Annotated in this window: 22 protein-coding genes; 19 read left to right on the top strand and 3 right to left on the bottom strand. The window is 46.5% G+C overall.

Annotation, left to right across the window (positions count from 1 at the left end; genetic code table 11):
- Window positions 1–17 precede the first annotated feature (17 nt).
- A complete protein-coding gene (locus ACNI23_RS06935) occupies window positions 18–464 on the top strand; it encodes a hypothetical protein (RefSeq protein ID WP_420247464.1) in 447 nt (148 codons plus the stop codon).
- Window positions 465–539: 75 nt separating this feature from the next.
- Here ACNI23_RS06935 and ACNI23_RS06930 read toward each other — a convergent pair whose 3' ends face one another.
- From ACNI23_RS06930 to ACNI23_RS06920, 3 genes are all read right to left on the bottom strand, one after another.
- Window positions 540–689, bottom strand: coding sequence for a hypothetical protein (locus ACNI23_RS06930; RefSeq protein ID WP_420247463.1), 150 nt, complete (start codon window positions 687–689; stop codon window positions 540–542).
- A gap of 460 nt (window positions 690–1,149) precedes the next feature.
- Window positions 1,150–1,659, bottom strand: a complete 510-nt coding sequence (locus ACNI23_RS06925; protein WP_420247462.1) for a nucleoside deaminase — start codon at window positions 1,657–1,659, stop codon at window positions 1,150–1,152.
- A gap of 38 nt (window positions 1,660–1,697) precedes the next feature.
- Window positions 1,698–2,507, bottom strand: a complete 810-nt coding sequence (locus ACNI23_RS06920) for a phosphoribosylformylglycinamidine synthase subunit PurQ (protein ID WP_420247461.1) — start codon at window positions 2,505–2,507, stop codon at window positions 1,698–1,700.
- A 288-nt stretch (window positions 2,508–2,795) separates the two neighbouring features.
- Here ACNI23_RS06920 and pyrG point away from each other — a divergent pair, with 288 nt between their 5' ends.
- The 18 genes from pyrG (at window position 2,796) to ACNI23_RS06830 (ending at window position 17,680) form a co-directional block, all read left to right on the top strand.
- Window positions 2,796–4,433, top strand: coding sequence for a CTP synthase (gene pyrG / locus ACNI23_RS06915; protein WP_420247460.1), 1,638 nt, complete (start codon window positions 2,796–2,798; stop codon window positions 4,431–4,433).
- 76 nt (window positions 4,434–4,509) lie between these two features.
- Window positions 4,510–5,322 (top strand): 3-deoxy-8-phosphooctulonate synthase, encoded by an 813-nt coding sequence (kdsA, locus tag ACNI23_RS06910; protein ID WP_420247459.1) that lies wholly within the window; start codon window positions 4,510–4,512, stop codon window positions 5,320–5,322.
- A complete protein-coding gene (locus ACNI23_RS06905; protein ID WP_420247458.1) occupies window positions 5,312–5,833 on the top strand; it encodes a KdsC family phosphatase in 522 nt (173 codons plus the stop codon). Before kdsA ends, ACNI23_RS06905 begins: the two co-directional genes overlap by 11 nt.
- Window positions 5,834–6,424 (top strand): LPS export ABC transporter periplasmic protein LptC, encoded by a 591-nt coding sequence (gene lptC / locus ACNI23_RS06900; RefSeq protein WP_420247457.1) that lies wholly within the window; start codon window positions 5,834–5,836, stop codon window positions 6,422–6,424. It abuts the gene before it with no gap.
- Window positions 6,425–6,438: 14 nt separating this feature from the next.
- Window positions 6,439–8,064: an LptA/OstA family protein gene (locus tag ACNI23_RS06895; protein ID WP_420247456.1), complete on the top strand. Its 1,626-nt coding sequence runs from the start codon at window positions 6,439–6,441 to the stop codon at window positions 8,062–8,064.
- A 17-nt stretch (window positions 8,065–8,081) separates the two neighbouring features.
- Entirely contained in the window at window positions 8,082–8,804 is a 723-nt protein-coding gene (gene lptB / locus ACNI23_RS06890; RefSeq protein ID WP_015852128.1) for an LPS export ABC transporter ATP-binding protein, read from the top strand.
- A gap of 325 nt (window positions 8,805–9,129) precedes the next feature.
- Entirely contained in the window at window positions 9,130–10,545 is a 1,416-nt protein-coding gene (rpoN, locus tag ACNI23_RS06885; RefSeq protein ID WP_420247455.1) for an RNA polymerase factor sigma-54, read from the top strand.
- A gap of 51 nt (window positions 10,546–10,596) precedes the next feature.
- The gene (gene hpf / locus ACNI23_RS06880; protein WP_420247454.1) at window positions 10,597–11,133 is read left to right on the top strand and encodes a ribosome hibernation-promoting factor, HPF/YfiA family; all 537 of its coding nucleotides are present in this window, start codon (window positions 10,597–10,599) and stop codon (window positions 11,131–11,133) included.
- 3 nt (window positions 11,134–11,136) lie between these two features.
- A complete protein-coding gene (locus ACNI23_RS06875; RefSeq protein ID WP_420247453.1) occupies window positions 11,137–11,586 on the top strand; it encodes a PTS sugar transporter subunit IIA in 450 nt (149 codons plus the stop codon).
- A gap of 94 nt (window positions 11,587–11,680) precedes the next feature.
- Window positions 11,681–12,562, top strand: coding sequence for an RNase adapter RapZ (gene rapZ / locus ACNI23_RS06870; RefSeq protein ID WP_015852124.1), 882 nt, complete (start codon window positions 11,681–11,683; stop codon window positions 12,560–12,562).
- A gap of 28 nt (window positions 12,563–12,590) precedes the next feature.
- Window positions 12,591–13,019: a PTS sugar transporter subunit IIA gene (locus tag ACNI23_RS06865; protein ID WP_420247452.1), complete on the top strand. Its 429-nt coding sequence runs from the start codon at window positions 12,591–12,593 to the stop codon at window positions 13,017–13,019.
- A gap of 2 nt (window positions 13,020–13,021) precedes the next feature.
- Window positions 13,022–13,483, top strand: a complete 462-nt coding sequence (locus tag ACNI23_RS06860) for a PTS sugar transporter subunit IIB (RefSeq protein WP_420247451.1) — start codon at window positions 13,022–13,024, stop codon at window positions 13,481–13,483.
- Window positions 13,484–13,496: 13 nt separating this feature from the next.
- Window positions 13,497–14,195 carry a PTS sugar transporter subunit IIC gene (locus tag ACNI23_RS06855; protein ID WP_420250558.1) on the top strand — a complete coding sequence of 233 codons (699 nt, stop codon included), beginning with the start codon at window positions 13,497–13,499 and terminating at the stop codon, window positions 14,193–14,195.
- A gap of 75 nt (window positions 14,196–14,270) precedes the next feature.
- Entirely contained in the window at window positions 14,271–15,191 is a 921-nt protein-coding gene (locus ACNI23_RS06850) for a manganese-dependent inorganic pyrophosphatase (RefSeq protein WP_420247450.1), read from the top strand.
- Between the two features lie 158 nt (window positions 15,192–15,349).
- The gene (locus tag ACNI23_RS06845; protein ID WP_420247449.1) at window positions 15,350–15,577 is read left to right on the top strand and encodes a MoaD/ThiS family protein; all 228 of its coding nucleotides are present in this window, start codon (window positions 15,350–15,352) and stop codon (window positions 15,575–15,577) included.
- Window positions 15,578–15,587: 10 nt separating this feature from the next.
- Window positions 15,588–16,106 carry a hypothetical protein gene (locus tag ACNI23_RS06840; protein ID WP_420247448.1) on the top strand — a complete coding sequence of 173 codons (519 nt, stop codon included), beginning with the start codon at window positions 15,588–15,590 and terminating at the stop codon, window positions 16,104–16,106.
- 126 nt (window positions 16,107–16,232) lie between these two features.
- Window positions 16,233–16,583, top strand: coding sequence for an aspartate 1-decarboxylase (gene panD, locus ACNI23_RS06835; protein WP_420247447.1), 351 nt, complete (start codon window positions 16,233–16,235; stop codon window positions 16,581–16,583).
- Between the two features lie 86 nt (window positions 16,584–16,669).
- Window positions 16,670–17,680 carry a PEGA domain-containing protein gene (locus ACNI23_RS06830; RefSeq protein WP_420247446.1) on the top strand — a complete coding sequence of 337 codons (1,011 nt, stop codon included), beginning with the start codon at window positions 16,670–16,672 and terminating at the stop codon, window positions 17,678–17,680.
- The last annotated feature ends 657 nt before the right edge of the window (window positions 17,681–18,337 follow it).

The following is an 18,337-nucleotide window of genomic DNA, read 5'->3' as shown; positions in this document are numbered from 1 at the left end:
ACATAGGGAGAATCGTTATGAAGACAAGATTTACTCGTCGTAGCATCATTAAACGTATTGCAGCTGCGTCAGTACTGGTATGTGTGCCGATGATAGGCAGTGTTGCTTTCGCTGCAAAAGGTAAAGGCAAGAATAAAGATGAGCAGGCAAGTGCTAAAGCTGAGCGTGAACGTGAAAAAGAAGAGCGCGAAGCACAGCGCGAGCGGGACAAAGAAGAACGTGAGCGCGCTAAAGAAGATAGAGAATCCGAGCGTGAGCGCGATAAAGAAGAGCGTGACCGTTTAAAGGATGAAAGAGAAGATGAGCGTGAGAGCCGCAAGGAAGGATCAAAGGCGGATAAGGCAAAGCGTAAAGAAGATGCAGCAGAGGAGCGTGCGAGGCTGAAAGAGGAAAAAAAGGTTGAGCGCGAAGAACGGAAGAGTAATAAGAAAAAAGATAAAAAAAAGAAGAATAAAAAGAAGTAAAAGTTGAGACAGTTTATTAAAAATAAGTCCCTAAGCGAGGATATCGTCTAGGGACTTATTTTTAAGGGTTATTTATTATACGCCGCAAATCCATACAAACAGGGCAAAAAAAGCTGCAATTGCAGCAAGTGTGAGTCCTATGGACAACTGTCCGTTGGAATCTTTTTTAGCTTTGTAGTCTGATGAAAGTTTTTTTTCATTATTAGAAGAAGTTGATTTAGACATAAGGAAGTAATCCTCTATTTTTTAAAAGGAGTAATTAATTCACCTAAGACAAAATGGGTCTTGGTGGGATCAGTTGGATTCAGTACTCGATTTAAACAAACGGAGGTGCGCGGGTAGGGATGATCCTATGCGCAATGCGTGGTATGAAACCTCTAGTTACTTCTTTAGATAGAAATGCGGTAGCCCTGACAAAATCGACACGAAATTTTGCGGTGGTTAAAGTCAGGGGGCGTTCTTGTTCGGAAAAAAAGTTATCAGTCTGCTGGGATAGCTCGACTATGTATGCCGGTGATCCGGCAGCTTTAGGAGCAGGATGGAGAAAACTGGAGTCGTATGTAAGCTGTTCCCTGCTATCGATTGGACGCAAGCCATCGCTTGGCATAAGACATAATGCCAAGAGCAGGAAAACGATTAATCGAGTTATGTTGCACGGGCTATTTTTCAAAATTCAAGCTTGTCTTTACTTTTTGCGTTTATGCAGAAAAAAACTTTGTAAGATTTCCTTGCATTCATTCTCACAAACCCCGCCGATGGTCCAGAATTTGTGATTGACGAAGGATAGGTCCGTACCTTCCAGATTGGAGACAACGGCCCCGGCTTTGGGGTCAGGAGCGCCGAAAACAACTCCTCCTACCCGCGCATGGATAATAGCGCCAAGGCACATGATGCACGGCTCCAGCGTGACAACAAGAATTGTTCCGCGTGGCAAACGATAGTTATCCAGATTCTCGCAGGCATTGCGGATGCAGTTTACTTCTGCATGTCCGGTGGGATCATTCCGGGTGAGCGGGGTATTGTTTCCGGTGGCGAGGAGTTCGCCTTCAGCCGTGAAAAGAGCTGCGCCGATGGGGACTTCATCGTGCTGGCGGGCTTTGAAAGCTTCGCGTATGGCAACATCCATCATGGATCGCCATGTCTGACCCTGCGGAGGTTCAGCGGGCGGGTTTCCTCTAGTAATAATATTTGTCATAAATAAAAAAAGGGGGAGTCAAACTCCCCCTTTTTTGTTTAGAGCGATTTAATATAATTCACGCCACCTTCGAGCAACGCCAACCCGAGGGTGGGGATGTCGCCACGGGTCCACTTGGGATGGTTGGTGGGGTGGTTGTATGCCTCAGGATGAGGCATGAGTCCGAGAATGCGGCCGGTGGGATCAGTGAGGCCTGCGATACCCAGCGGGGATCCGTTGGGGTTGGCAGGATAATCCATGGTCACTTCGCCGGATTCGGGATCAATGTACTGAACAGCGTGGAGGTTGTTTTCCACGATTTTTTCCAGCATGGCATCATCAGCGGGGATAATTTTACCTTCGCCGTGACGTACGGGAACGTTAAGGGTTTCGATTCCCTTGGTGAAAACACAAGGGGAATCGGGGTTGGCCTTAAGGTGTACCCAGCGATCCTCGTATTTTGCGGAATCATTGTAGCTTAGCGAAACCTGACGGGTGAAGTATTCTCCACCGACTGCGGGCAGCAGGCCGAGTTTGACCAGCAGCTGGAAGCCATTGCAGATTCCGAGAATAACGCCGCCGTCTTCAAAGAATTTTTTAATTTGATCCACAAGCGGGGTGCCGTCTGTGGTATGTGCGTGTTTCCAGCGGAGCGCGGCAGCCTGTGCTGCTCCGAGGTCATCTCCATCAAGAAAGCCGCCGGGAAAAATCAGGAAGTTATATCCTTCCAGAGTTTTTTTGCCTGCAGCAAGATCGGAAAAATAAGTGATGTCTACTTCGTCTGCGCCCGCTTTTTTAGCGGCATGAGCAGACTCGTGTTCACAGTTGGTTCCGTAACCGGTGATGACCAAAACTTTTACGCGGGCCATATATTTTTGTCCTCCAGATGTTGACAATAGAAATATTCCAAGACTATCTAATGCGTGTTTGAAGAGAGGAACATAATTGCGGGTCAGCCTCCCGTCAACACTCTATATTCCTCAGGACGTACCGCTAACACATTTTTTTTAAGTGGGATACGCCTGAATATGAGAATGTTAACGGGGCGGGTGCCTTTTTGTGTTTTTTTCATAGCTATCGACTTTATTCGCTGTCCATTTTGTTTTATGTAACAGCGATATTTTAAAATAAATTGTCCGCCACGGGACGGGAGCGTTATGAAAACCAAATTTATATTCATCACCGGGGGCGTGTTGTCCTCACTTGGTAAAGGGCTTGCAGCAGCATCCATCGGCGCACTTCTTAAAGCCAGAGGGATGACCGCAACCATTCAGAAGCTTGATCCTTATATCAATGTTGACCCCGGCACCATGAACCCTTTTCAGCATGGTGAAGTTTATGTAACTGACGACGGTGCAGAAACTGATCTCGACCTCGGGCATTACGAGCGTTACCTTGATGTTGCGCTGAGTCAGAAAAACAATATGACTTCCGGACGTGTGTACCACAACGTAATCACCAAAGAACGTCGTGGCGACTACCTTGGCGGTACCGTGCAGGTAATTCCGCACATTACTGACGAGATCAAGAATGCTGTTATGAATGTTCCCAACGGCGAAGATGTTGCTCTCATCGAGATCGGCGGAACTGTCGGCGACATTGAAGGTCTTCCTTTTCTTGAAGCCATCCGTCAGCTTCGTTCCGAACTTGGCAGCGAGAATGTACTTTACATCCACCTGACTCTTGTTCCTTACCTTGCTGCTGCCGGTGAAGTTAAAACCAAGCCTACCCAGCACTCCGTGAAGGAACTGCGGAGCATCGGTATTCACCCCGATATCATTCTGTGTCGTAGTGAAGTTGATCTGGATGAAGATATTAAACGCAAGATTGCACTTTTCTGTGACGTTGATCGTGATGCGGTTTTCACTGCTGTTGATGTAAAATCCATCTACCAGCTTCCGCTCAGCTTTTACAACGAAGGATTGGACCAGAAGATTGCTATTATGCTTAAGCTTCCGGCCAAAAATTGTAATCTTGAACCATGGAAAAAACTCAACCATACCCTTGAGAATCCGACAGGTGAAACCACAATTGGTATCGTTGGTAAATATGTGGATCTCAAGGAAGCATATAAATCCCTGCATGAAGCGCTTATTCATGGCGGGGTTGCAAATGAGGTCAAGGTTGACCTGCGTTATGTGAACTCTGAAGAGATCACTCCTGAGAACGTTAAGGAAAAACTGGCCGGTTGTGACGGCGTGCTTGTTCCCGGCGGTTTCGGTAACCGTGGTGTTGAAGGTAAGATTACTGCTATTCAGTATGCACGTGAAAATAAGGTGCCTTTCTTCGGTATCTGCCTCGGTATGCAGTGTGCTGTTATTGAATATGCCCGCAACGTCATGGGCCTTAAGGGTGCAAACTCCGAAGAGTTCAACCCCGAAGGTGATGACAACGTTATCTATCTGATGAAAGAATGGTACGATTACCGTACCAAGAAGACTGAAAACCGTTGCGAAGAAAGTGACAAGGGCGGCACCATGCGTCTTGGCGCATACCCCTGTAAAGTTGTTGAAGGTACCAAAGCGATGGCTGCGTATGGTAAAACTGAAATTCAGGAACGCCACCGTCATCGTTACGAGTTCAACAAAGAAAAATTTGCAGATCAGCTTGTTGAAGCAGGTCTGGTGCTGAGTGGTCTCTCTCCTGATGAAGCTCTGGTAGAGATCGTTGAAGTTGCCGACCATCCTTGGTTCCTGGGTTGCCAGTTCCACCCGGAATTCAAGTCTAATCCCATGCATGCACATCCGCTGTTCAGGGATTTCATCAAGGCTTCTTGCGACAATAAAAAGAAATAAGAATTAACTTTGTATTGCCCGGGGATACTGGTATGCAGTGTCTCCGGGCAATCTTATAATTGGAGGGCAGTCCCTTTTGAGCCCCGATGAATTATATCAAAAAAGTTTGCAGGGACCGTTTATTCTAGCGGGACCTTGCGCACTGGAAACCATAGATGTTGCCCTGCGTGCTGCAGAAGTATTGGCTGACATCGCTTCCCGTCTTGATGTGACGGTAATTTTCAAAAGCTCTTTCGACAAGGCTAACCGGACCTCCATTACTTCGTTCAGGGGACCGGGCTTGGAGGAAGGGCTTAAATGGTTGCAGCGGGTTAAGGATGAAACCGGACTTCCCGTTGTTACCGACATTCATATTCCGGATCAGGCCGCAGCTGTAGGTGAAGTGGCTGATGTGATCCAGATTCCCGCATTTCTCTGCCGCCAGACCGACCTTCTTGTTGCCGCTGCCAATACAGGGCGGGTTATCAACGTTAAGAAGGGACAGTTTCTTGCGCCCCTTGATATGCGTCATGTTGTGGGTAAATTGCGCGAAGCCGGCAATGAACGTATCTGGCTTACGGAGCGTGGTGCCTCCTTCGGTTACAATAACCTCGTGGTAGACATGCGTTCCATGGCGATTATGAAAGAACTGGGCTGCCCGGTGGTTTTTGATGCCACCCATTCAGTGCAGCTTCCCGGCGGTCTGGACGGTAAGTCGGGCGGCCAGCGTGAGTTCGTTCCTGTGCTTTCCCGTGCGGCCGTGGCTGCGGGGGCTTCCGGTGTTTTCATGGAAACCCATCCGGATCCGGATTGCGCACTTTGCGACGGTCCCAACAGCTGGCCCCTTGACCGTGCTGAAGATCTGATCAAGGACCTTCTGGCTGCATGGAGCATTGATTATGTCTGCTAAAGTTCGTGCTGAAAAAATTAAGCTGCTTATCCTTGATGTGGATGGCGTGCTTACTGACGGCGGTCTTTATTACGATAAGGACGGGAACGTAACTAAGCGTTTTAACGTGCAGGACGGGCTTGGCATCAAGTTCGCGCAGCAGGCAGGTATCGAGCTGGCGGTAATTACCGGATTGAATCATGGTGCCGTTGAAAAGCGTGTTACCGAGCTTGGGATTACCGAATATTATCCGGGGCAGAAGGAAAAGCTTCCTTTTTACGAGAAACTGCTTAAGGAAAAAGGACTCAACGACGATGAAGTCGCCTACGTTGGTGATGATTGGATTGATGTCCCGGTAATGCTCCGTGTGGGCTTGCCTATGGCAGTAAAAAATGCCCAGCCTGAGGTCTTTGGTATATCCAAATGGATTTCCAGCCGGGATGGCGGGCATGGCGCCGTGCGCGAAGCGATTTCTTTTATTCTTGACGCGCAGGGCAAGTTGAATGACATCTGGAAAGAGTGGGCAGGCTAGATGGGCCGTGTCGGCTTAGTTTTATATTTGATTCTGGCCCTGTTTATCGGGGTCTGCGCCGGAACCCTGCTTGGTAAGAAGTATGGAACTTTTCCGCATATGGCCCGTGAGGCTGTGGAGAATCCGCTTCTTTCCAATAAGAACCAGTCTGATATTTCCGCTGAGGAGATTGAGCTGATTCAGGGTACCGGAGGTGATATTGAGTGGATTCTGCGGGCCGGAAGTGCAGATTATGATCAGGAGAAAGGACTGGTCATTGCTGACAAACCCCGGGTTACATATTATCTTGGTCGGGACCGCAAGGAAGTTTTTGTTAGTGCTTTGCATGGTGAGGTCAGCCAGAAAGGTGAAGGTCTTAAGCTCTGGGATGATGTCAAAGGACATTATGGTGATATGGGGCTTGTGGCTGATCGCCTTGATTTTAAACCCAAGGATAACCTGCTTTTCCTCGAAGGGAATGTGAAGGTGCAGAGTCCGACTGTTTATATTACTTCCAAACGGGTCAAGGTGGACCTTGTTACCCGTGAAATTATGATTGAAGACGGAATGGAAGCCCTGATTTCACCGGACATGGTGGTAATGCCTCAATAGAAGCGAGCATTCATTTGAATAATATAGTTGAAAAGAGTTCATTGTTGCGCGGCAGGTCCATATTTGCGCTGCTTTCTCCCGCCATTGTCTGTGCGGTATTTTTCTTTGCCTTTGTTTTGGTCGGCCCTGTTGCCCATGCCTATGACAAATCCGAGTTGAAAATTACTCGGACAATTGCCAACGTACGTTCCAAGCCGGATTTTAAAGGCGAGGTCGTCTGGGTTCTTTCTCCGGCGGAAAGTTTTCTGGTGGGTAAAGCTCAGGGGAGCTGGTTTCCGGTGTATCCTGCTTCTGCTGAAAAGACTGCCGCGCCTGTAGGGTATATTTCACGCAAGGTTGTTGTTTCCGCTGCAGCTGACAGTCCCTTGGCCGATTGGGGTGATATCCGTTATGTAGGCAAGGATTTAAAGTTTTATCTTGAGCGGACAGTTAAGTCTTCAACCGGCGGGATGATCAAGTCCGGCGATAAAATCAAGGTCGGATTTCTCAAGGACGGCTGGTACGCAATTTTCAAAGCTGACGCTCCGGTATATTCCGAGGCTGATGCGCTTGGTTATATCAAAAAGGATGATGTGGACATTGTTCTTGATGATGCCCGTATTCGTTACGCCGTACGCAAAATCAATGTGATAGAAAAACCTGTGGCCACTTCAAAGGCTGTAGGTGTGCTCAGTCCCGGACACCGCGCACAGGTCGGGGCTGAGAAGGGTGGCATGTACGCCCTTTATCGCATTGATGCCATGGTCAAAGACGATACCCCTGTCTGGGGTTATGCATGGGGACCGTTTCTTGCCCCTTATCCCAAAAATCTGGAGAAAACCCAGATGGCCGGAATAGACGCCCGTAAAGCTGAGATTGAAGCTGAAGAGGTGCGTAAGGCAAAGGCGGAAGTTAAGCGTGGCAGCGAACTTGCTGCCATGGAAGAAGCCATGGATGAAATGCTGATGGCTCCCGTTAAAACTAAAACCATGTATGCTACAGCTGTGCTTAATGTTCGTTCCGAACCTGATGCCAAGTCTTTGATTGTAGATAAGCTTGAGCTTGGAGAAGCTGTGAGCGTGGGGCAGGGGGAAGGAAAATGGTATCCTGTTTTCAAGCCGGGTAAGGATAATGAACTGAAGCGTGTCGGCTATGTTTTCGGTACTTATCTTAAGGCGGAAGCTCCGGTCATGGAAAAAGAAAAACCTAGCAAGAAGCGCAAGCCCGGTGGACCGGACGAAGTGCCCATCAAGATTACGTCTACCAAGATGACTTTCAGTGAAAATCGCAACCGGATTACTTTTTCCGGTAAAGTTAAGGTTGTGCGCCTTGATGTGACTCTTACTTCTGACACTTTGACCGCTCATTTGCGTCCTGAAGGTGATTCTCTTTCCGATACTCAGGACAAGATTAAGAAGATCGTGGCTGCCGGTAACGTAAAAGTAGTCATGAAGAAACGCAAAGGGCATTGCGACAAGCTGACCTATGTGGTGGGTGATTCAATCATTTATATGAATGGTAATGCAGAACTGCAGGATGGTCCCAACCTTATTCAGGGTGATGAAATTAAATTTTATCTGAAGGATAACCGAGCAGAGGTTGTTGGCGGTAATAAGCCTATCGAAGCCATTTTCTATACCCCTAAAAATGTTTCCCCTTAGGTCATTAAAGGAATTTTATGTCTGCAATTATCGCCAAAAAACTGGTTAAGAACTACGGACCCAAAGAGGTTGTCCGTGGAATCGGTTTGACCGTGCGTGAGGGTGAGGTTGTGGGGTTGCTTGGTCCGAACGGAGCCGGTAAGACCACAACATTTTATATGCTCGTAGGTGTTGTTAAACCCACGTCCGGGGATGTTTATTTTAATAAGCAGCAGATTACCCGATTGCCTTTGCATGAGCGGGCCCGCTTGGGACTAAGCTATCTTCCGCAGGAAAGTTCAATTTTCAAAAAGCTTTCCGTGCGTAAGAATCTTGAGATAATTATTGAGCATACGGGCCTTTCCGGTAAGGATGTGCCGAAAAGGGCGGACGAGCTGTTGGATCAGCTTGGCATTCTCCGTCTTGCCGACCAGAAGGCAATGTACCTTTCAGGTGGTGAACGTCGCAGGCTTGAGATCGCCCGCGCCATGATTAATAACCCCAAGTTTATTCTGCTTGATGAACCGTTTGCGGGTATTGACCCAATCGCGGTAATTGATATTCAGGATATTATTTCCACGCTTAAGGATATGGGGCTTGGGATTTTAATTTCCGACCATAACGTTCGCGAGACTCTTTCTATCTGTGATCGTGCTTACCTTGTTTATGAGGGCAGAGTGATTTTGAATGGTTCACCTGAGAACATCGTGAAAAACACCAAGGCCCGCAGACTTTATCTGGGTGATAGTTTCAGTCTTTAGCTTTGCGTGCTGAGAATTGATTTTTTACAAGCCGGAACTCTAATGAGTTTCGGCTTTTTTTTGGTAAAGTTTGATGAATTTTGTCTTTGTCGATTTACAGTCGGGCAGAACATTGGTACACTTTTTTCATATGCATTTCTATTTTATAAAAAATCCTTAAATTTCAGACAAATCAGAGGTCTTTGTTGCATCTTGCAATGGGATGTGGCATAGTTGAATCAAGCTCGGATTAAAAGAATGAAAAAAAAGTTTAGTCCAGTATATAGTGTAACAATAAATCTGAATCTGAAAATACACGAATCAATTTACAAGGTGGCCTGAATATATGGGGTTGGAACTTAGACAACAATTAAAGCTTACTCAACAGCTGGTAATGACTCCTCAGCTGCAGCAGGCGATCAAGTTGTTGCAGCTTTCCCGATTGGAGTTGGTGGATACCGTCCACCAGGAACTCATGGAGAATCCTATCCTTGAAGAAGCTGAAGCTCAGGAGCGTACAGACTCTCCCGATGCGGATGCAGGCACCGCTACTGCCGAAGAAGCACAAATTTCCAAGGAAGCCGAGTGGGAGAACTATCTCGGTGAATTTTCCAGTACATCAAAGCAGTCCTCTTCCCGCGAGTCGGAATCATATGAAGAAGGAACTTCTTTTGAAGCACGCCTGACCAAGTCGGCATCCCTTGATGGCCATCTGCATTGGCAGATGACTCTTTCCGATTTTACTGAGAAGGATATTGCCATAGGTGAATGTCTTATTGGTAATTTAAGTTCGGGAGGTTTTTTGCGGATAGACTTGGAAGAAGTCTGTGAAACATGCTATGCTGAAATCGAAGATGTAGAAAAGGTATTGCATCGCATTCAGCGATTCGATCCGGTAGGCGTGGCGGCAAGGACTCCGCAGGAATGTCTGCTTATCCAGCTGGAAGCATTGAAGCTTGACGATGATCCAATTCTGGTTTCGCTGGTCCGGGATCATTTGGATGATCTTGAAAAGAAGCGCTACAAGCCTCTGGCAAGAAAGTTCAAGCTCAGTATGGAGGATTTAAAGAGTTATCTGGACTTGATGCAGACACTTGATCCGCTGCCCGGAGCAAGTTTTTCAAGTGGAGACTCTTTCTATGTCAGCCCTGATGCTTATGTTTATGAATATGACGGTGATTTTGTCATAGTTCTGAACGAAGACGGTCTTCCGAAATTGCAAATGAATGCATTTTATGTGGAGACTCTTGAATCAACCAAGGGAGATGACAAGGAATATTTTCAGGACAAGATGCGTTCCGCTCAATGGCTGATGAAGAGCCTGTATCAGCGGCAACGTACCTTATATAAGGTTCTTGAATCCATAGTGAGATTCCAGCGAGAGTTTTTCGCCCACGGTGTCACCAAGTTAAAACCGCTTATTCTTAAGGAGGTTGCGGAAGACATCGAGATGCATGAATCCACTGTGAGCCGAATCACTACTAATAAGTATGTTTCTACTCCGCATGGGATTTATGAACTTAAATTTTTCTTTAATAGTGCGCTCGGTCTGGATGACGGTTCTCAGGTCGGTTCCGAGTCCGTCAAGGCGACGATCAAGAAATTGATCGGTGAAGAAGACGGAAAGAAACCCCTCAGCGATGAAAAGATAGCTGAGATTCTCAAAGAGAAACTGGAAGTCAACATAGCCAGAAGGACCGTAGCCAAGTATAGGACTGCAATGGGGATTCTCTCCTCTTCCAAGAGGAAAAAAGTATTCTAATGTAGTCCGGAGAAATCAACGCATATTCACCCTTTACTAAGGAGGCTCTTTATGAACGTAGCATTTACTTTTAAGAACTTCGACGCATCCGAACATCTTAAGGAATATGCAAACAGCCGTTTCTCCAAGTTGGTAAAGTACGTAAGCAATCCTGACAACACTGATATGCAGGTGAATCTGTCAGTAGATAAGTTCAGGCATGTTGCGGAAGTTGTTTTCAGCTCTGATCATCTTCATGTTTCAGCTTACGAAGTGTCCGAGGACATGTATTCCACCGTGGATATGGTTCTGGACAAGCTTGAAGCCCAGCTTCGCCGCGCAAACGAAAAGATGAGAAGCCATAGGCGTAAGGAGTCAGCTCCTGCCCGAATGGATATTCTCAGCTATGGAGAGGAAGAGTATAGGGAACCTGTGATTGTGGAGTCTGACTCCTTTGTTCCCAAGCCTATGAGTGTCGATGAAGCCGCAGAGCAGCTTCAGACTCTCGACCACGAATTCCTCGTATTCCGCAACGCGGATAATGAAGCCATAAACGTAATTTATCGCCGCAATAATGGCGACTTCGGTTTAATTGACCCAGGATACTAACTGATGAATATAACTGATAATCTGGCAAAGGACCTTGTAATTCATGAACTGCAGGCCTCTGATAAGAGTGAAGTTCTGAAAGAAATGGTTTCCACCCTAAAGGACGCAGGTCTGGAAGTGGATGTGGAAAATGCCCTTAAGGTCCTTAATGATCGCGAAAAACTTGGAACAACCGGAATCGGGGATGGCATAGCCATCCCCCACGGTAAACTGGAATGTCTTGAAGAGATTGTCGTGGTGGTCGGCCGATCCAGCGAGGGAGTCGACTTCGAATCTCTGGACATGCAGCCATGTAAGATATTCTTTATGGTACTGGCCCCCGAACAGGGGGCCGGTGCTCATTTGAAGGTTTTGGCACAGATTTCCCGGCAACTTAAAGATGAAGCATTTCGGCAGGCATTTATAGAGACAGATGACAAGCAGGAGCTGCTTAAGCTCCTCGGTCTCAGCTAGAATCGACATTTTTCAAATTAACAAATCAGATTAGCAATGAACTTGGGTCATTGCTAATTTTGTTTGTAGGCTATTGCGCAAGGAGGATATTGAGGTGGTCGATGTAGATTCCTTTCCTGTGATTGTTGTGAGCGGTCTTTCCGGAGCCGGTAAATCTACCGTTCTAAGGGTCTTTGAGGATCTGCGTTTTTTTTGTGTGGACGGATTGCCTGCGAGCATGCTTCCGCGCCTGGTTGAGCTGTTCAATACTCGTGACAATGCATATCGCGGTCTGGTGCTGGGTATGGATTTACGTCAGCTTGAGTTCAGTGTTGACTGGGAGGCCACACGCGAAGAATTAACCTCCAAGGGGTATCGCCCAAGCATTCTTTACCTTGAAGCCCGCTTGCCGGAGCTTGTGCGCAGGTACGCTACTACACGTCGTCTGCATCCTCTTGAGTCCCGAGATATCGGCTTAGAGCAGGCTCTTGAGAAAGAAAGGGAAATCCTTGGCGAAGTGCGCCAGCAGGCCGATCTGGTTATTGATACCACCACCTATTCTATTCACGATCTGCGCCGCCGTATTCAGGAAAAATGGGCAGAGCTTAGTGAAAAGACTCGCGGACTGCGCGTACATGTTATGTCTTTCGGTTTTAAGCATGACGTGCCTACCGCTGCCGATATGGTTATGGACCTGAGATTTCTTCCCAATCCATATTTCGAAGAAGAGCTCCGCCCACTTTCCGGTCAGGATAAAGCTATTTCAGATTATGTTTTAGGTACTGAACCGGGCTCTATTTTTATTGAGAAATATCTCGATTTCCTTCAATATGTCCTTCCTCTTTACGAGGAGGAGGGAAGATACAGGCTGACTATCGCTTTAGGCTGCACTGGAGGACGGCATCGTTCCGTTGCCACAGCAGAAAGGGTATTTGCAACTCTTAAAGATAATGGTTATTCTGTTTCTCTTGAACATAAGCACATTCATTTGAAATAGTTTTTTGTAGAATATATCGGGAATTTAGATGGGCATAGAATCTAGTAAAAACGGAATTGTTCTTGTTACCCATGGTAACTTCGGACAGGCGCTTATTGAAGCGGGTGAACTTATTGTCGGTCCTCAGGAGGGAGTGCTCTCCCTTAGTGTCGATGTCTCTCAGGGCATCGATGCGGCGGTGGACTCATTGAAGAGCAATATTGCCGAAGTGAAAAACGGGAACGGAGTTCTCATCCTTACCGATATGTTTGGTGGAACACCCACTAACCTCAGTCTTTCCCTGCTGCAGGGGGATGATATTGAGGTTGTGACCGGGGTCAGCCTGCCCATGCTTCTGAAAGCTTTTCAGATGCGTAACGAGTCTTTGCAGAAGATGGCCGAAGAGGTCAGCAAAGCAGCGGCGAAAGGCATTGTCATTGCCGGTGAAATGCTGCGAAAACGAACTTCCAAAGGGTAACCATGATGTGGGTGAGAATTGATAACCGTCTTGTTCATGGGCAGATTATTGAAACATGGCTACCGTACACCCACGCAAAACATATAATCGTGGTTAACGATGCTGTTGCCCGGGATGATTTGCAGCAGCAGATCATGTCGCTGGCGATTCCGCAATCGGTGAGCTGCTCTTTTTGTTCGGTAGATGATTTAAACGATACGATTCCTGCTCTTAACAACGGTAACGGCAGTACTATCATTCTGTTTTCATCCTGTGCCGATGTGCGTAGGGCCCTGGATTCCGGTTTCATTTTCAGTTCGGTTAATATCGGCAACATTCATTACGGTCCCGGTAAAAAACAGATTTCCCCCAGCGTGGCTTTAAGTTCGGATGATGAATCCTGTCTTCATTATTTTAGAGGACAGGGTATAGAACTGGATTTCCGCTGCGTTCCTAATGATCCTGTACAGGTGAGGTTCTCATGAGTCTGTTTCAAGGATTAGCTTTATCCTTTCCCGTCTGGGTTGCATTGATCGGTTTTTTTTTGCGATTTTTTCGCTTTTCCGCTTTACGATAAATCCCGGACTTCTTGAACGGCCGCTCGTGGTAGGTGCTCTTTGGGGTGCTGTTACCGGAGATGTGGCTACCAGTCTTAAGATTGCCGTCTTTTTTGAGCTATTCTGGTTGGATAATATCCCGGCCGGAACCTATATACCTCCTCATATTTTAGCACCTACATTTGCCGCGCTTGCATTGACCACTTCTTTTGCGTTTACAGAAGCACGACAGGTTATGGTCATTCTGCTTGCTTGTTTGCCTTTGGCACGCATCGGTGCGTGGATGGATTCTTCACTAAGGCAGTGGCATAATAGGGGGCATAATAAGCTTATCGGCTGGGCTCGCAAGGGAAAAGCTGGCGATCAACTCCCGCAAAAGCTGGTTTTTCGATCTATTTTAAGAACTTTTGTCACTTCTTGGCTTTTTTTCTGGACAAGCACCATAATCCTTCATTATATCCTTTGTATATTTTTTCACAAATGGGGACCGCTGGTCGCCGGTGTGGATATGAAATGGTCTTTTCTATGGATTGCAGCAAGTCTTGGAGGCCTACTGGCCCTCAGACTGCGGAAAGCCTATGCCACTTTTGTCTTCGGAGTGGTTTTGTTCGGCTTTTTTATCCTTGCCGGGATTATATAGGCTTGGCAGAGAAAAAAGATTGTGATAGAAGACACAAGCTCAATTAGCTACCATATTTCTTAGGAGGAAATCATTATGGCTATTATCGCAGTAGGACACAAAAACCCCGATACCGATACCATTGCATCCGCAATCGCAATTGCTGACCTCTGGTCCAAAGTAAAAGAAGAAACCAAAGCTGTTGCACAGGGCGAAATCGCTCCTGAAACCGCTTTTGTTCTGGAAAAATTCGGTTGCGCTGCTCCCGAAGTAATGACCGACGCTACCGATCAGAAAGTTATCCTTGTTGACCACTCTGACCTCGCTCAGTCCATGGACAACCTTGATAAGGGTGAAGTTGTAGCAGTAGTTGACCACCACAAACTTGGTGATGTTACTACCCCCAACCCCCTCGAAATGTGGGTATGGCCCGTAGGCTGCACCGGTACCGTTATCAACGCAATGTACAAATTCTACAACGTAGAAGTTCCCAAAAACATTGCTGGCGTACTTCTCTGTGCTATCCTCTCCGACACCGTTATGTTCAAGTCCGTAACCTGCACCGAAGCTGACAAAGAAGCTGTTGCAGAACTCGCAAAGATCGCTGGTGTTGAAGACGTTATGGCTCTCGGAATGGAAATGTTCAACGTGAAGTCTGCTGTTGCAGGTGCTTCCATGAACGAACTGATCTTCCGTGACTACAAAGATTTTGATATGTCCGGCAACAAAGTTGGCATCGGCCAGCTCGAAGTTGTTGACCTGTCCGTATTCAACGACATCAAAGATGACCTCTACGCTGAACTTGAAAAAGTTAAAGCTGACGGCCGTCACAGCTGTTTCCTGCTGCTTACCGACATCATGAAAGAAGGTTCCGAAATGCTCATCGTTTCCGATGATCCTTCCGTTGTTGAAAAAGCATTCGGCGTTGCTCCCGAAGGTACCAAAGTATACCTCGAAGGCGTAATGTCCCGCAAAAAGCAGGTTGTACCTAACTTCGAGAAAGCTTTCTCCGCATAAGTTAAGTATACATCGCTTCTGTAAGTCCGGCGGGTTTAGTCCTGCCGGACTTTTTTTATTTGTTCAGCAGCATCCTTGTTAAGGTTGATTTCCCGCATTAATTTTTTTACGGTTCCTAATCTTATCTAACTGCCTATGGGCATTAAATATGGGGTCTTATGAAAATTACTCTGCTTTGTTATGCTACTTTTGCTGTAAAAAGCCCCGAAAATTCTGAGGCATATCCAATCTCCGAAGGTGAAACGGTTTCAGATGTTCTTGAAAGGGTCGGGATTCCAATTGAAGAGGTAAAGATCGTTTTTATTAACGGTAAGTCCTCCAAGTTTGATGCTGCTCTTAAGGATGGAGATCGAGTAGGTGTTTTTCCTGCTGTCGGTGGAGGCTGATTTGTTTCCAATGGTGAGACTGCGTATGTCATTTATTGTGCGGGCACTGATTTTAAATCTTTTTCTGACCGCTGTTTTGGCGTCATCCGTTGGTGCGGCAACCATTAACGGTAAAAATTGGTATAACGAAACTCCAGGCGCATATGCAATGCAGATCTGGGATGTAGAGCCGGATGTCTCTATCAAGAGTGTAAAATTTAAGAACGGTGAAAGTGCGTTGTGGTCATGGAAATACATGGATGACACAAAGCAATCCGTGATTATGAACGGCCCCAAAGCTTCCGGAGTTAATGCAATAAGACCGGACTTCCTGCATACTTCTCCATATAAAAAGTACGATTTTTCAGTTGAATGGGCCGAACTAAGTCAGGGAAACACTCTTACCGGGACCAATTTTTATATCAATAAAAGTTGGAAATATACCAAAGGGGATATTTCTTATGTCCCTACCCCAATTCCAGGAGCAGTTCTGTCGTTTGCCGGAGGCCTTTCTATACTGGCTTTTCTGCGGCGTAAGTTCTGCCGCTAATAGATTTTTTATGGCGGCTGTATTCTAATAAAAATCAATGTAAAATTTATTATATTGATAATCTATTGGGCTCGTGGTATCGGCATATCCGTTCAGGAAAATTAAATACTCCTGAAGGAGGAAATTATGGGCAGTAGATGCCTTTTGAAGTCGAAAATTCACAGAGCAACCATCACCGACGCTAACGTCGATTATGAAGGTTCTATTTCAATTGATGTGGACCTGCTTGAAAAAGCAGGAATCCTTCCCTACGAACGAGTTGATGTTCTGAATGTCGATAACGGGGAAAGACTTACCACCTACGCTATTGAAGGCGGTCCGGGTGAGTTTTGTTTGAACGGCGCAGCTGCCCATAAGGGCGCAGCCGGGCAGAAGATTATTATCTGTACCTACACGTGGCTGGATGAAGATGAGCTCGGGCTCCATAAGCCTAAGGTTGTCCTTCTCGGCGACGGGAACAAGGTTAAGAAAGCTTAATAGCTCTATTAAAAAGGCGCGGTAAACCGCGCCTTTTTTTATTCCCATATATTATGTATAGAGAAGGCATCAAAAGGGAGGATTGAATGAGAAAAAGATTTCTAGTGGTGTGTTGCAGTTTGATTTTGGCGTCAGGCTGTGCTCCGGTGGTTAAGACTCAGTCTATACCCGTTTCGACAAATCCCATGGGCGCCACAGTCTACGCTGATGGTAAAGTTGTCTGCACTTCTCCTTGCACAGTCGATCTTCCACGCAATGCCGATCATATACTCACGTTGAAGAAAGATCAGTATCGGCAGCAGGATGTAATTATCAAACGTGTTTATCAGCAGGAAAAGGTCATGATGAAGGCCGTTTCCCAGGGAATGCAGTCTTCGTCTATGGCCGTTGGTAGTGGAGGGGATAAGACGGCATGGGGAGTGATGCAGGGTGTTAACTCCATTGATTCACAGGAAGAGACCGGAGATGCATATATTCTGACTCCCTCTGCTGTCTCTGTCCGTCTCGCGCCTTTAACAGCCCAAGCTCAATATGAAATGACCGGGTCAACTGCACCGAACATTCAGAGTCTCACACCTACTGACCGAGCCCAGATCAGTTATATACTGGAAAGCATGAAGTCCGGGACAGACTTCAATTGGACGAATGCGCAGACTGGTATCAAGTATGCTGTGAAGGTGGGGACTGTTCTGCCCGGATATGATGCACCGACTCGTTCATTTATTTTAAAGATGATTTCGCACGGGCAAAAATCTACCTATGATGCCAAAGCTAGCAGAGTAGGTGGCGGCAAGTGGGACATCCTTGGTAATGGAGCATCCACATCAATGATTACCGATGACGGTAGCGGGGTTGAAACTTCACAACCCGCTACAATGAACTCTGATACCTTTTTAAAGGATGCAGTTAAGGCCGGTGCTATGGCTGCCCCGACTATACATGGTGGCGTAACAGCTAAAGGCGGATCTTCCAGTGAAGGATGGGATGGCAATACTTACACAAAGAAGTCTTCGTCGACTAAAGTGAAGGCTGGCGTGAGTGTTAATCCAGCACAAGCGGTGGAAGTCCTTGATATGATCACTAGCGATCAGAAGTAGTCTGTAAGGGATAAAGATATACATGAGGGCAGAGCAGAGTCTCTGTCCTTTTTTATTGGAGAAATACTCAATTTTGATGTAGCCCGCATCATTAAGCCATCCTTGTAAACAAACCCTCGAATATATCATAAATAACTAAAAAACCTATTGACGCAGAGCTAAGTATTCCATAGAAAGTTTTTCTCGACGCAGCAACGGCTGGAAGTCACAAGCTCGTCGAGATTTTTTGTGACTAACCGGTCGTAAAACGGTTGACATTCGGAACGGGATTACATAGTTTCCCAATCCGCGCTGAGTGAAAGCAAGGCACTGAGATCATTGAAAAAATATTTTATGAGAACATCGAAATTAATGATTGACAGGGACGGCGAGTTTGAATAGTTTGCCTCTCCGCACTGAGTGAAAACAACGTGCTAAGATCATTAACTAAATGAAAGTTTGAGACTCAAAACGAAGAGCTTCGGATCGATTTTTAGAACACATTTTGGAGAGCGGGTATTCTGGACGAATCCCACCTTAATGAGTTCGGGGCAGAGCGAAGCACGCTAAGAGGTTTTGAAGAGTCCAGAGAAACTTTTCCAAAAGTTTCTTGGTCCCCGAAGGGTTGCCGAAGGCATTCTTCGAGCGGAAAAAACTTTCAAAAAGTGATTGACAAGC

Origin of the sequence: Maridesulfovibrio pacificus (SeqCode) (genome assembly GCF_048612815.1) — a bacterium.
GTDB classification, from domain to species: domain Bacteria; phylum Desulfobacterota; class Desulfovibrionia; order Desulfovibrionales; family Desulfovibrionaceae; genus Maridesulfovibrio; species Maridesulfovibrio pacificus.
The sequence above is the reverse complement of the archived record's forward strand: the minus strand, read 5'-3'. Positions and strand labels throughout refer to the sequence as shown.

Bases quoted from the DNA above. Each gene is read 5' to 3' on its own strand.
- ACNI23_RS06935 (WP_420247464.1), top strand. From the start codon at position 18: ATGAAGACAAGATTTACTCGTCGTAGCATCATTAAACGTATTGCAGCT.
- ACNI23_RS06930 (WP_420247463.1), bottom strand. From the start codon at position 689: ATGTCTAAATCAACTTCTTCTAATAATGAAAAAAAACTTTCATCAGAC.
- ACNI23_RS06925 (WP_420247462.1), bottom strand. From the start codon at position 1,659: ATGACAAATATTATTACTAGAGGAAACCCGCCCGCTGAACCTCCGCAG.
- ACNI23_RS06920 (WP_420247461.1), bottom strand. From the start codon at position 2,507: ATGGCCCGCGTAAAAGTTTTGGTCATCACCGGTTACGGAACCAACTGT.
- pyrG (WP_420247460.1), top strand. From the start codon at position 2,796: ATGAAAACCAAATTTATATTCATCACCGGGGGCGTGTTGTCCTCACTT.
- ACNI23_RS06905 (WP_420247458.1), top strand. From the start codon at position 5,312: ATGTCTGCTAAAGTTCGTGCTGAAAAAATTAAGCTGCTTATCCTTGAT.
- lptC (WP_420247457.1), top strand. From the start codon at position 5,834: ATGGGCCGTGTCGGCTTAGTTTTATATTTGATTCTGGCCCTGTTTATC.
- lptB (WP_015852128.1), top strand. From the start codon at position 8,082: ATGTCTGCAATTATCGCCAAAAAACTGGTTAAGAACTACGGACCCAAA.
- rpoN (WP_420247455.1), top strand. From the start codon at position 9,130: ATGGGGTTGGAACTTAGACAACAATTAAAGCTTACTCAACAGCTGGTA.
- hpf (WP_420247454.1), top strand. From the start codon at position 10,597: ATGAACGTAGCATTTACTTTTAAGAACTTCGACGCATCCGAACATCTT.
- ACNI23_RS06875 (WP_420247453.1), top strand. From the start codon at position 11,137: ATGAATATAACTGATAATCTGGCAAAGGACCTTGTAATTCATGAACTG.
- ACNI23_RS06865 (WP_420247452.1), top strand. From the start codon at position 12,591: ATGGGCATAGAATCTAGTAAAAACGGAATTGTTCTTGTTACCCATGGT.
- ACNI23_RS06860 (WP_420247451.1), top strand. From the start codon at position 13,022: ATGATGTGGGTGAGAATTGATAACCGTCTTGTTCATGGGCAGATTATT.
- ACNI23_RS06850 (WP_420247450.1), top strand. From the start codon at position 14,271: ATGGCTATTATCGCAGTAGGACACAAAAACCCCGATACCGATACCATT.
- ACNI23_RS06845 (WP_420247449.1), top strand. From the start codon at position 15,350: ATGAAAATTACTCTGCTTTGTTATGCTACTTTTGCTGTAAAAAGCCCC.
- ACNI23_RS06840 (WP_420247448.1), top strand. From the start codon at position 15,588: ATGGTGAGACTGCGTATGTCATTTATTGTGCGGGCACTGATTTTAAAT.
- panD (WP_420247447.1), top strand. From the start codon at position 16,233: ATGGGCAGTAGATGCCTTTTGAAGTCGAAAATTCACAGAGCAACCATC.
- ACNI23_RS06830 (WP_420247446.1), top strand. From the start codon at position 16,670: ATGAGAAAAAGATTTCTAGTGGTGTGTTGCAGTTTGATTTTGGCGTCA.